The following is a 12973-nucleotide window of genomic DNA, read 5'->3' on the forward strand; positions in this document are numbered from 1 at the left end:
ATACCGTCTGAAGTTCCTCTGAATTTGGTCTTCTTTACCGAGAACCCCCCTGCACCTGTATAAAGTTTCTCTGCCTTGTCACAGCCTTATCGCTTTTCCCCCTGAACCTGTCTTAAGTTGCTCCGACTTTTGACAGCTTTTCTACTTTCCCCCCTGAACCTGTCTGAAGTTACTCTGACTTTTGACAGCTTTTCCGCTTTTCCCCCTGAACCTGTCTGAAGTTGCTATGACTTTTGACAGCTTTTCCGCTTTTCCCCCTGAACCTGTCTGAAGTTGCTCTGTCTTTTGACAACTTTTCCGCTTTTCCCGCTGAACCTGTCTGAAGTTGCTCTGTCTTTTGACAACTTTCCCGCTTTACCCGTTGAACCTGTCTGAAGTTGCTATGACTTCAAAGAAGTATAAGACAGAAAAAATAAGACCTGGTTTCCCAGGCCTTATTCGTTTTCTGCGAGCTCGGATAAATAGCTCCATCTCTCAATTAGATACTCTAATTGCTCATTCAATTCTTTCTCTTCGTTTACCAGTGCCTGGCCCTTTTCAAAATCGCTTCCGATATTGGCCATTTCGGCCTGGATCTCTTCAAGGCGTGTTTCTGTACCAGTAATCTTATCTTCAATTTCTGCCCATTCTTTTTGCTCTTTGAAGGATAGTTTCTTTTTCTTTGGCTTTTCTGTCTGCTCTACTTTTTCCTTCTTCGGTACCATAGGAGCAGCTTCTGGTTTCGGCTTCTTTTCAAGGTATTCGGAGTAGTTGCCGTAATGAAGGTCTGTCTGTCCGTTTCCTTCCAGTACAAGCAGCAAATCTACGACCTTATCAAGGAAGTAACGATCATGGGAAACGGTAATGACGACACCCGGGAATTCTTCCAGATAATCTTCCAGTACAGTCAATGTCTGTGTGTCCAAATCATTCGTCGGCTCATCCAGCAGCAGGACATTTGGTTCTTCCATTAACAGTTTTAACAGGTAAAGTCTGCGTTTTTCGCCACCGGAAAGCTTTCTGATAGGAGTTCCATGTGCATAAGGCGGGAACAGGAATCTCTCTAGCATTTGTGCAGCGGAAATTGTCTTGCCATCAGTCGTTTGGACTATTTCCGCCGTCTCTTTCAGGTATTCTATTACCCGCTTATTTTCGTCCATATCTTCGTTTTCTTGAGTATAGTAAGCGATCTTAACGGTTTGTCCGGTAATGATTTCACCATCATCAAGCTTGATCCTGCCTGCGAGGATATTCAGCAAAGTTGATTTGCCTGTTCCGTTTCGGCCGATGATTCCCAGTCTGTCTCCAGGTTTCACAAGCAGATTAAAGTGGTCGAGTATTACTTTATCTTCATATTTTTTGGTTGCATCCTTCAGTTCAAGCACTTGTTTCCCCAGCCTGCTGCCACTTAAAGAGATATCGAGTTTCTCTGAAGACTTAACATTAGAAACTTCATCATCCAGTTTGTCAAAGCGCTGAATGCGGGCCTTCTGTTTAGTCGTCCTTGCCTTAGCTCCGCGCCTGATCCACTCGAGTTCCTGTCTGAATAAGTTCTTCTTCTTTTCAAGTGTTGCCGCTTCGTTTTCCTCGCGGATCGCCTTGGCTTCGAGGAAGCTGGCATAGTTGCCTTTATAGCTGTACAGATTCCCTCCGTCAAGTTCAAAAATCCTATTCGTGACTCTATCAAGGAAATAGCGATCATGGGTGACGAGCAGAAGCGATCCTGAATATCTGGAGAGATAGTCTTCAAGCCATTTTACCGTCTCATAATCAAGATGGTTTGTCGGCTCATCCAAGATCAATAAGTCGGGAGCTTCAATCAACACCTGAGCGAGTGCGACACGCTTCTTTTGCCCACCGGATAGCTCCCCCATTTTTTTGGAGAAGTCAGAAATCCCAAGCTGCATGAGAATGGATTTTGCGGCAGTATTGGCATCCCAGCCATCTGAACTATCCATTCTCCGCTGCAACTCATAAAATCTTTCCTGAAGTCCTGAATCATCAGGTTTTCTGTTTAATTCAGATAGAATAATCTCATAATCCCTCATTAGCTTCAGGATTGGCGCCTCCCCGCTGAAAACCTGATCAAGTACTGTTTTATCAGGTTCCATTTCAGGCTGTTGGGATAAAAATGAGATTTTATAGTCTTTTGCAAAGATTAAATCTCCAGAATCCGGCTGATCAATCCCAGCCACAATCCGGAGTAAAGAAGACTTTCCTGTTCCATTTACCCCAATCAGGCCTACTCTTTCACGCTCGCCGATCGTAAAAGAAATCCCATTGAAAAGCTCTTTTTCTCCGTATGTTTTCGTCACGTTTTCAATCGTGATCATTTTCATGCCTTACCATTCCATTCACTGTAAAATTGATCAAGGAAAGTCTCCATGAATCCATGTCGTTCCTCAGCTAGAAGTCTCGCTTGCTCAGTATTCATTTTATCCTTAAGTTTCAAAAGCTTCTCATAAAAGTGATTGACCGAAGAACTGTCGCCATTCCTGTATTCCTCAAACGTCATTTCCCCCCTGACATCCAGGTCAGGCTCGTAGATCGGGTGGCCTTTTTTACCGCCAAAGGCAAATGTCCTTGCAATCCCGATCGCACCAAGGGCATCAAGGCGGTCGGCATCCTGGACAATCTTCGCTTCAATACTATTAAGCTCGATCACCCTGCCGCCTTTATAGGAAACTGTTTCAATACAACTCTTTATTCTTGATGAGGTTTCACTATCTAATTGTATGCTTTGTAAAAATGAATCAAGTTTCATCCATCCGGCTTCTTCTGATTCATTCAATTTATCATCTGGAATGTCGTGGAGCAAGGCGGCCATTTCTATGATGAACCAGTCACCCTGCTGTTCTTTGCTCCATATAAGTCGGGCATTCTTCCTGACCCTGTCAATATGGTGCCAATCATGCCCGGAAGAATCCTTGCCAAGTTCAGCTTTGACAAACTCCACTGCCATTGCTAATTTATCTCTCATATCCTGCACCTACTTTCCTACCGAACTCATTTTACCATAGAAATTGGTTTATGGCGGCTGGGTTAATTGGGAATTCGACAAATCTTTCTTGGTTGGAATGTTAGTCCTTTTATTGTCCCCCGTTGACCTTTAGAAACATTTATAGGATATCTTCCCGTTTCCGCCTATGTTTGTCAGATAGAGCCTGCCTATCGGACACTTTTCATGATTTCCTCCATCCATTTGTCCGATAGAGCCTTCCTACCCTGTTTTGATTGCATCGGAGTAGTTGTTTAAGTAAAAAAAAAAGTGCCAATTTGGCACTTATGCATCTGCGTTATTCCAGCTGATTCCGATTGTATGTTCACCTGCATGGACGCCGATCACGGCTCCAATCGGACAGCTGAGGAAAGTGATCTCAGGAAATATTGCCTCCAGCTCTCGTTGCCATTCATCAGCAACCTCCTTATGAAGGCCATAGAGAATGTACACTTCCTTAATTCCGTATTTCTCGTTAGACTGGGTCAAATAATCAAATATTTTCTCGCGTGCCTTTTTATCGCTGCGGACCTTTTCCTTGGTATTCAATGCGCCATCTTCAATACTGATGATTGGTTTGATATTCAGCATGCTTCCAAGATAGAATTGCATCCCCGACATACGGCCGCTTCGGTGAAGCTGTTCCAGGCTTCCTATCATCACATAGGTTTCATTGGACTCCCGAATGGTTTCCAGCTTCTCTTTGATTTCCTCGATTGTTGCCCCCTGTTCAGCCAACGCAATTCCTTTTTTCAATTGGGATGTTAATGGATATGTGAGAACTTTAGAATCAAAGGTTATGACAGGAATATTGACGGCTTGGGCAGCCTGTAAACTTGAGGCGACTGTCCCGCTCAGCTTGGATGAGATCAGGACAGAAAAGACGAGATCATAGTCTTTCTCAAGCTTCTCATATAGTTCCATAAAGACACCAACAGGCGGCTGCGAGGTTTTCGGCGCCGTTTTCACGGTCTTTAATTTTTTATATAGTTCTTCTGCAGTCAGATCTTTTCCATCAAGGTACTCAACATCATCCAATACAATAGTCATCGGTACTTGATATACATCAGGATGATTTTTCAACTCCTCATCCAGGTAGGCTGTACTGTCAGTAACCCAGGCGATTTTTTTCAAATAAACTCCCCCTATTTCATTTTTTCATTTTAATAGTATTATGGTTTGCAGATGCCAACCCATTCCCCTGTATCAATCGTACAGAGAATCCTAACCTTAAAAGGGCTGATATGCTTGTCCTAACAATGGGTGCTTCCACCAATAGCAGAATTATAGAGAACCCCTTTGTTAATAGATTATTCTGAAAACAATACAGAAATTCCTGCCTTAAAGACAGGAATTATTATTCAATCAATAATTTTTTTTAATTTTTCCAGTGAAGTTATCATATAATCGACCATTTCTGACAAGTCGTCGATCTGTTCTTCGAAAACAAGGCGATTAAAGGAAACCTTCACCTGACTTTGTATGAGTGATTTCTTTTCCAAAGGGTCGATCATGGCGGTCTGCACAATCGCCCGGTCCCTTCCCCAAATCCCCACCAGTGCTTTCTGAACTTCATTAAAAACATTCATTTCGTTTCTATGTAAAAGCTTGAATGAAATACCTACTATACAACCTGCAAGCTGTTTGGCATTCTCGTTTTGCAATAGTTCAGCAGAGAGGTTCTCCAACCCGGCCTCGATGGTCATGTTTGCCGACAAGAGCCCCTGTTCATATCCTTTTTTTGCGAATGAAATTTCGTATTTACGCGACAACTTGGCGGCATTGATCCAGTCATTGCGGTCAATGACAATAATTTCCCCGCTCAAATCCCTGTCATATATATCGCCTTCAATGACGACTTTGATGTTTTCAAAAGCTGTCGGATCAAACAAAGCTTCCACTCCTTTTACCAGTCATAATTCTGCCCTTTACCAAATGAAAAATGGTCAGTCCAATGTAAAGCACTATGTCAGACGCTAGATAGAAATAACAATCACACGTCGACACTATGCCTGCCAGGACTGACCAAAATGTTTTATTTTACTTAGAACAATCCAACAGCGTTGCCCTCTTCATCGACATCCATATTCAATGCTGCCGGAAGCTTCGGCAAGCCAGGCATTGTCATGACTTCGCCAGTCAATGCGACGATAAATCCCGCACCTACTGACGGCTTAAGTTCCCTGACTGTAATAATGAAGCCTGTTGGCCTTCCAAGTTTTTGCGGATCATCAGACAATGAATATTGTGTTTTGGCCATACAGATTGGCAGCACACCCCAGCCAAAACCTTCAAAGTCAACAAGCTGCTTCTTGGCTTTCGGCGAAAATTCGACTCCATCCGCACCATAAACCTGACGGGCAATCGTATTGATTTTATCCTCGAGTGAATCGGACAAGTCATAAAGGTGGGCAAATGTGTTTTCACTTTTTTCAATTACATCAAGAAGCTTCTCCGCAAGCTCCACTCCGCCGGCGCCGCCCTTTTCCCAAACTTCCGTCAAGGCAACCGGGATCCCAGCATTCTCGCACAGCTCTCTCAATGTATTTGTTTCTAGTTCTGTATCTGTAATGAATCGATTGATTGCAACAACATATGGCAAACCAAAGCTTGAAATCGTCTCAATATGCTTTTTAAGGTTCGTGAATCCATCCCTTAATGCTTTCACGTCTTCTCTGACCAATTCCGTTTTCTTCATTCCGCCATGCATCTTCAGTGCGCGTATAGTCGCTACAATAACAACAGCTGACGGATCAATTCCTGCTGTTCTTGCTTTAATATTCAAGAATTTCTCTGCTCCAAGATCGGCACCGAACCCTGCTTCCGTAACGACGAAATCAGCAAGCTTGGATGCAGCCTCGGTGGCGATGACACTATTGCACCCGTGTGCGATATTCGCAAATGGACCACCATGGATCAATGCCGGAGTATGTTCAATCGTCTGGACAAGATTTGGCTTGACTGCTTCCTTCAATAAAAGCGTCAAAGCCCCTTCTACTCCTAGATCACCCACAGTGACAGGCTGCTTGTCATAATTATAAGCAACAACCATTTTTGAAAGACGCAGTTTCAAATCCTTCAGGTCACTTGCAAGGCAAAGGACAGCCATGATTTCAGAAGCAACCGTAATATCGAAGCCGTCTTCACGAGGAACTCCCTGCATTGGCCCGCCAAGTCCGACGATAACCTTCCTCAATGCACGATCATTCAAGTCGAGAGCCCGCTTCCAAACTATCCTGCGCTGATCAATATTAAGGTTGTTTTCCTGCTGCATATGGTTATCAATCAATGCAGCCAGCGCATTATTCGCTGTTGTAATCGCATGCAGGTCACCCGTGAAGTGAAGATTGATATCCTCCATCGGAAGCACCTGTGCGAAACCTCCGCCTGTTGCACCGCCTTTGATTCCCATAGTAGGTCCTAAAGAAGGCTCACGCATAGCAATCATTGTTTTTTTACCAAGCTTGTTCAACGCATCTGCAAGTCCGACTGTAACAGTTGATTTCCCTTCCCCTGCAGGAGTAGGATTGATCGCAGTAACAAGTACGACCTTGCCGCTTTCTTTTGTTTTTAATTTAGCCAAAGCTTCTGACGAAAGCTTCGCCTTATACTTTCCGAACAGCTCAATATCATCGGCGTCCAGGCCAATGTTCGCTGCAATATCAACAATTGGTTTCATTTTACTATCACGAGCAATTTCAATATCTGACTTAACTTGAATATTTGTTCCCATTTCCATTCCCCCCAGATATTCTCTATATGCTTACCAACTTATATTTTACCATCAGAGAAATACTATCAGACAAAAAATATTTATTTGTCATAAAATTTCCTCTTTAGCCAATTGCTCCACGAAAGAATTCAGACTATAATAAAAATTATTGATTTTAGTTTACTAAGGCTCTTTTCAAAAACTTTGTTACTTTTTCAAACAAAAGTAAAAACCGCCACATGGGTTTTTTGCGAGTATAGATGCAATCATTATACAGAAGTCTCCATGAAAAGAGCCTCGATACCTTTACTAATACGGTTATTAGAACATGTACGATTAGCAACAAGGATTGCGAAAAACAGCATTTACCAAAGGGGAGGTTATACTTTGCCAATAAAAATCCCGCTGCACTTGCCAGCGAAAGAAATACTGGAAAAAGAAAATATATTTATCATGGACGACAGCCGAGCTGCAAAACAGGATATCCGGCCGTTGAATATATTGATCCTGAATCTCATGCCCGAAAAAGAAAAAACAGAGAGACAGCTGCTGAGACTGCTTGGAAATACACCACTCCAGGTGAACATAACATTTTTAAAAACCGCTACATACGATTCAAAAAATACATCACAATACCATCTGGAAGAGTTTTACCAAACCTTTACCGAAGTAAAAGAAAAGAAATATGACGGCATGATCATCACCGGTGCACCAATCGAGTTGATGGAATTTGAGGAAGTACATTACTGGGACGAACTGAAGGACATCCTCAACTGGACAGAGCAGAACGTCACTTCCACATTGCATATATGCTGGGGAGCACAGGCTGCTTTATACCATCATTTTGGCATCAAAAAGTATGCCCTGCAGAGAAAGTGCTCAGGCGTGTTCAACCATAGAGTTCTTGACCATACCGAAAAAATCTTAAGAGGATTCGACGATGAATTTATTGCTCCGCATTCGAGAAATACGGATATCCCTGAAGAGTCATTGCAAGATCATCCTGATTTGAAGCTGCTGGCTTCATCAGAAGAAGCCGGCGCTCTGATTATTTCCAGCAGAGACAGCAGGAAAATCATGATTACCGGCCACCTTGAATACGAAGCTGCAACACTCGCAGAAGAATACTTAAGAGATAAGGAAAAAGGGATTGAAATCGAAGTGCCTGAGAATTATTTCCCTAATGATAATCCTGAAAACAAACCGGTCAACCGCTGGAGGTCACATGCCCATTTGTTCTTCTCCAATTGGCTGAACTATTATGTATACCAGGCTACACCATATGAATGGGATTAAGAAAAGGCATCGACGGAGTCGATGCCTTTCTTCATTTCGGATCTATTTCCGGCTCTTCTATTAACTTTGCGGAGCGTAATAAACTTCTTCAAAAGGCTGGACGACAACGAAGCCTTCTCCACTGAATTTCATCTGAATGGATTCGCCGCTTCCACGGCCAAGGAACGTTTTGAACGAAATATCTGTTACGAATTCCGGCTGGAGATTTCCAGACCAGGCTACTGTTGCGTTCGGGTCTGTATAAACCGGATTATCCGGGCTGACAAGCAGGGTCAGCGGTTCATAATGGGATGTGATCGCTACCATGCCCGTACCCTCGAGGCGGACATTGAACAATCCGCCGGACAGCATTCCGGCGACCCGGCGCATCAACTTGATATCCCAGCTAATGGAAGGCTCGAATGCCAACAGGTCATTGCCGTTTACGAAAATGGCTTCGTTTTGCAAATGCAAGATTGATATTTTCTTTCCCTGATCAGCAAGATAAAGCTTTCCATTTCCATTTGCCTTCATTAGTGAAGCACCTTCACCCGTTAACGCCTTTTTAAACATCTTGCCGATCCCATGTTCAAGCACTCCCTCGCGCTCAAACTTGATCTGGCCGCGATAGGAAACCATCGCTCCTGCTTTCGACCATACCTGGCCATTCAAATTGATTTCTGTTCACAAACTCTTCAATTGAATACCGACTCATTATAATGCCTCCTTATTTTAAAACCTGGAACATGAAAACCCACATAAATGATAGTGCTTGCTGCAGTTCTGCTGGCAATGAACCATGCGGCACCTGCTCTGCTGCTTTTTTAAAAACTCCGAACTCACCCGCTTTTCTCCAGCCATTTTCCATAGCGAGCCTCTCTAGTTCCCATGGCATGATTGTGTTGCAGATTACCTCTTCTCCATACAATCTTCTGAAGCTCTTTGTCCTTGGGCCTGCAGTTGGACCGAGTATGCCTATGCAGGCATATCCATTCGGTTTGAGGATGCGAGCCATTTCACTTAAAGCTTCATTGGGATGGTTCGTCCATTCTATTGAATTAATTGCCATGACCGCGTCGAAATAGTTATCAGGACTTCCGCAATCCGATAGACTTACCTTGTTGAAAAAACAGTGCTCATTCCTTGGATTCAGCCTGGCTCTTTCAAGCATCTCCTCGGAAAGATCGATTCCAGTTACCAGATATCCTGCTTCCGCCAACTTTTCCGAACCTGTTCCATCCGCGCAGCCTAAATCACAAATAAGGGAACCCTCCGGAACAAATTGCTTGATGAATGGCACGATATCCTTTCGGCTTCCAGATTCCCACATCCCCCTGCTCCTGGAATTCCACGAGGGGGCCATACTGTCCCACTGTTTTTCAGATTCCATTTTCCAGTCAAATGTATCCATAAGCTCACCTGCCTAGTTTCTAATTACTATAATAGTTATTTCGCTACGAAAAAGGGAATTCCTCTTAAGTTTAATTTTACAGAAAAAGTGCAAGACTAGGAGGTGTGAAAGGAGAGATTATATTGGAACAAGAACAATTGGTTGCCATACATAAAAATAACGCTGGTGAAATCATCAGTTTCCAGACATCGAGCGGAAGGATCATTTCTTACCGTAAGGCACTGATGGAAGTTAATACAGGAACAATTACAGGCGTAAATATCAATGAGGGTGCAGATGGAAATAATTCCTTAGCCTCAGCTGATGGAACAGGCTTTGAACAATTTCCCGATATTTATTAAAAAACGAATAAACCACCTGACAGCATTGTCAGGTGGTTTGTATATATAGAAAAGGACGGAAGTAAACCTATAAATTTATGTAAGAAGGAGTAGGCTGCTTTAATCCTAACCTTATGCAGGGGGTTCACCTTCTATAAGGGCACGATTCGGCTTTTATCGTAACCTTATGCAGGGAGTTTGTCTTCCATAAGGGCACGATTTGGCTTTTATCGTAACCTTATGCAGGGGGTTCACCTTCTATAAGGGCACGATTCGGCTTTTATCGTAACCATATGCAGGGAGTCACCTTCCAGAAGGGTACATTTCATTGATGATATAGCATTTACCACTTCCGAAATTAACCACTCACAAAAAAGTAGACAAGCTCCGTTTCAGTGAGCTTGTCTACAGTCTGAACACCTGAATTAATGGTCAGGTGTTTGTTTTATTCTTCATCATTTTGTTTTTGAATTGCTCTTAATTCCTGGAGACGAGATTTATCTTCTTCAAAGAACTGGACAAGGTCTCCAATCCTGTCGATTGCATCCCAGCTTAAATGATGTTCAATACCTTCTACATCATTATATATATTTTCTTCCTTTACGCCAATCACCTTCAGCAATTGCTCAAGTAGTTCATGACGGTCGACCAGCCTTTTGCCGGTTTTATATCCTTTTGGAGTCAGCACAAGACCTCGATATTTCTCGTAAACCACGAACTGGTCTTTATCAAGCTTCTGGACCATTTTTGTCACTGAGGAGGGATGGACCGATAATGCCTCTGCGATATCCACTACCCGGGCATATCCTTTTTGTTCTATTAATATAAAAATTTGTTCAATATAATCTTCCATACTAGGTGTTGGCATCCCATGACCTCCAATGCTTAAGCAATAGCCATATTAAAGTTTACTATAGAAGAACAAGGGTGACAAGGCGCTATCCCCCTTGCTTGACCGGCTGTGCAGCTATATCGAATTTGAGTTTATTTTCCTCTCCATCCCAATATAGCTTCGCGTTGAAGGTTTTATCCTTACTCTGGAAGCCTTCAATCACGTCTGTACTTCCTTCTGCCAACAGCTTCTTGATATTTTTCTGTGTTACTGTCTTTCCAAGGATTTGTTTGGAGAGAGTGAAATTGCATTTAGTTTTCTGGTAGTTTGAACAGCCGTAGAACGTCCCTTTGTCCACAACCATGCCATCGCATATTTTACATTTCCCCAGGTTAGTAGTTCGGCGGGATCGCCCGCCCTTTTTCCCCGGCACAAAGGCGTTTGTAAGTTCCTCGGAAAAAGTCCAGCCTGAGGAGCCTTCGGAGGTTTCAGAAACAAGATGTTTAATCATTTTTGATGTCTGCTCAATGAACTGCTTGGGCGAAGCCTCTCCCTGCCCTATTTGATGCAGCCTCTGCTCCCATTTCGCTGTCATTTCCGGTGATGCAAGGACTTGTCCACCAACGGCCGCGACGAGTATTTTTGCTTTTGCAGTTGCATATACGAGGTTTTTGCGGACTTCAATATATGCTCTGTCTTTAAGCATGGTAATGATGCCTGCTCTCGTCGCTTCAGTTCCAAGGCCTTCAGCTTTCATCAAAACCTTTTCAAGTTCCTTGTCCTCAATATGCTTTCCTGCAGTTTTCATTAAGGTAATCAACTGGCCTTCAGTCAGCCTTTTTGGCGGCTGTGTTTTGCTTTCCTTTACCTCTGCTTTCATGACCGTTCCAGTTTCTCCTTGCTGGACAGCAGGCAGCTCTGGCTCTTTGTCTGAGTCTTTTTGCGGAAGAACTTTTTTCCAGCCTTCATCCAGCTGGACTTTTCCCTTGGAAATAAACTCAGCTCGTCCCTCCACGACCGTCTTGATGGTTGTATATTCCGCGATGTATGGACCATAATGGGCTGCAATCAGTGTCCTTGCCAGCAAATCATATAATTTCAGCTCATCCCCGGACAGCCTGCTTAGGTTTGGAACTTGTTCAGTCGGGATGATTGCGTAGTGATCTGTGACTTTTTTTTCATTCACGTAGCGTTTATTATTTTTTATCGATGAATTTGGTAATGGAAAAAGCTGCTGATACTCATGATTAGCCTGCAGTTTATTCAAAATGGCAGAAAAGCCTTCTGCTTCTCCTGGGGTTACATATCTGGAATCAGATCGCGGATAGGATACGATTCCCCTTTGATATAATCCTTGTAAAATGTCCAGAGTCTTTTTTGGCGACATTTTAAAACGGCGATTTGCTTCCGCCTGAATTGCAGAAAGATTAAAAAAAAGCGGCGGCAGGAATTCTTTTTTCTCAGAGGCAACCTCTGCTGCTTCCGCAGTCTTCCCATCGCAAAAAGCAGCAATTTTCTCGGCCATTTCTTTCGTTTTAATCCGTGAATCACCGTCTTTTTCCCATTTTCCGCTGTACTTCTTGCCATTGATATTGAATTTTGCGAGTACTTCCCAAAATGGTTCCGATACGAAATTTTCGATTTCAAGCTCTCTTTTTACAATTAAAGCAAGCGTAGGAGTCTGTACCCTGCCGACAGAGAACACGTCTGAATAGCCTTTCTTTTGAAGAAGAAGAGTGTACAGCCTCGATGCGTTCATGCCTACAACCCAGTCAGCACAAGCACGAGTGTATGCTTCAAAATATAGATTCTTTGTATCTGATTCTTTCAAAAGGTTTTGAAAGCCTTCCTTTATCGCTTTCGGAGTCAGCGAGGAAATCCACAATCTTTTCATTGGCTTCATGCAGTTGGCAAGGCGAAGGATGTTCCTGATGATCAGTTCACCTTCGCGCCCGGCATCGCCTGCATGGATGATTTCAGTGACCTGCGGATCGGTGGCAAGCTTTTTTATGATCTGGAATTGCTTTGCTTTCGATTTGACGACTTCGTACTTGAAATTTTCCGGAATGATCGGCAGTGTATCCAGCGACCATTTTTTCCAGGCTGGACTATATTGCTCGGGTGCAGACAATTCCGTTAAATGGCCGATTGCCCATGAAACGTAAGCACCTTTAGGGAATATTTCATTGGGGAGTATCTCGATGAATCCATCCCTTTTTTTCATTTTGAATACGGAGGCCAGCGTTCTGCCCTGGTCAGGCTTTTCCGCAACAATCAATTTCATAATTTCCTCCTGAAAAACTTTTATATGAACGTGCTGTTTAATCTTCGAACTCTATTTTATCTTTTTTTCGACAAAAGCGTAAAGGACTTTTATTGCTGCTTTCCCCGCCTTCCTGCATTGGCTGTGTACCCTAACCCTTAAAAAAATAACAGGCAGCTGAAA

General features: G+C 43.2%; 10 protein-coding genes and 1 pseudogene. 2 read left to right on the plus strand and 9 right to left on the minus strand.

Features of this window, described 5'->3' with window-relative positions; genetic code table 11:
- Positions 1–434: 434 nt before the first annotated feature.
- The 5 genes from J7I80_RS06965 to J7I80_RS06985 form a co-directional block, all read right to left on the minus strand.
- Entirely contained in the window at positions 435–2318 is a 1884-nt protein-coding gene (locus tag J7I80_RS06965; RefSeq protein ID WP_214736963.1) for an ABC-F family ATP-binding cassette domain-containing protein, read from the minus strand.
- The gene (locus tag J7I80_RS06970) at positions 2315–2959 is read right to left on the minus strand and encodes an HD domain-containing protein (RefSeq protein WP_214736965.1); all 645 of its coding nucleotides are present in this window, start codon (positions 2957–2959) and stop codon (positions 2315–2317) included. Before J7I80_RS06970 ends, J7I80_RS06965 begins: the two co-directional genes overlap by 4 nt.
- A 303-nt stretch (positions 2960–3262) precedes the next feature.
- Positions 3263–4111, minus strand: coding sequence for a DegV family protein (locus tag J7I80_RS06975; RefSeq protein ID WP_214736967.1), 849 nt, complete (start codon positions 4109–4111; stop codon positions 3263–3265).
- A 227-nt stretch (positions 4112–4338) separates the two neighbouring features.
- Positions 4339–4869 carry a hypothetical protein gene (locus J7I80_RS06980; RefSeq protein ID WP_214736969.1) on the minus strand — a complete coding sequence of 177 codons (531 nt, stop codon included), beginning with the start codon at positions 4867–4869 and terminating at the stop codon, positions 4339–4341.
- Between the two features lie 152 nt (positions 4870–5021).
- Positions 5022–6710 (minus strand): formate--tetrahydrofolate ligase, encoded by a 1689-nt coding sequence (locus J7I80_RS06985; RefSeq protein WP_214736971.1) that lies wholly within the window; start codon positions 6708–6710, stop codon positions 5022–5024.
- A 366-nt stretch (positions 6711–7076) separates the two neighbouring features.
- Between J7I80_RS06985 and metA the strand changes: the two genes are divergently transcribed.
- Positions 7077–7985: a homoserine O-acetyltransferase MetA gene (gene metA, locus J7I80_RS06990; RefSeq protein ID WP_214736973.1), complete on the plus strand. Its 909-nt coding sequence runs from the start codon at positions 7077–7079 to the stop codon at positions 7983–7985.
- Positions 7986–8045: 60 nt separating this feature from the next.
- Here the strand turns inward: metA and J7I80_RS06995 are convergent.
- Positions 8046–8679: pseudogene (locus J7I80_RS06995) on the minus strand (AIM24 family protein).
- A 12-nt stretch (positions 8680–8691) separates the two neighbouring features.
- The gene (locus J7I80_RS07000; RefSeq protein ID WP_214736975.1) at positions 8692–9375 is read right to left on the minus strand and encodes a class I SAM-dependent methyltransferase; all 684 of its coding nucleotides are present in this window, start codon (positions 9373–9375) and stop codon (positions 8692–8694) included.
- Between the two features lie 122 nt (positions 9376–9497).
- Here J7I80_RS07000 and J7I80_RS07005 point away from each other — a divergent pair, with 122 nt between their 5' ends.
- Positions 9498–9716 carry a DUF3892 domain-containing protein gene (locus tag J7I80_RS07005; protein ID WP_214736977.1) on the plus strand — a complete coding sequence of 73 codons (219 nt, stop codon included), beginning with the start codon at positions 9498–9500 and terminating at the stop codon, positions 9714–9716.
- Positions 9717–10140: 424 nt separating this feature from the next.
- Here J7I80_RS07005 and mntR read toward each other — a convergent pair whose 3' ends face one another.
- Together mntR and J7I80_RS07015 are read right to left on the minus strand one after the other, a co-directional pair.
- Entirely contained in the window at positions 10141–10563 is a 423-nt protein-coding gene (gene mntR / locus J7I80_RS07010; protein ID WP_214736979.1) for a transcriptional regulator MntR, read from the minus strand.
- 70 nt (positions 10564–10633) lie between these two features.
- A complete protein-coding gene (locus J7I80_RS07015; RefSeq protein WP_214736981.1) occupies positions 10634–12811 on the minus strand; it encodes a DNA topoisomerase III in 2178 nt (725 codons plus the stop codon).
- Positions 12812–12973: the final 162 nt, after the last annotated feature.

The organism is Bacillus sp. ISL-41 (assembly GCF_018613235.1).
Classification (GTDB): domain Bacteria; phylum Bacillota; class Bacilli; order Bacillales; family Cytobacillaceae; genus Mesobacillus.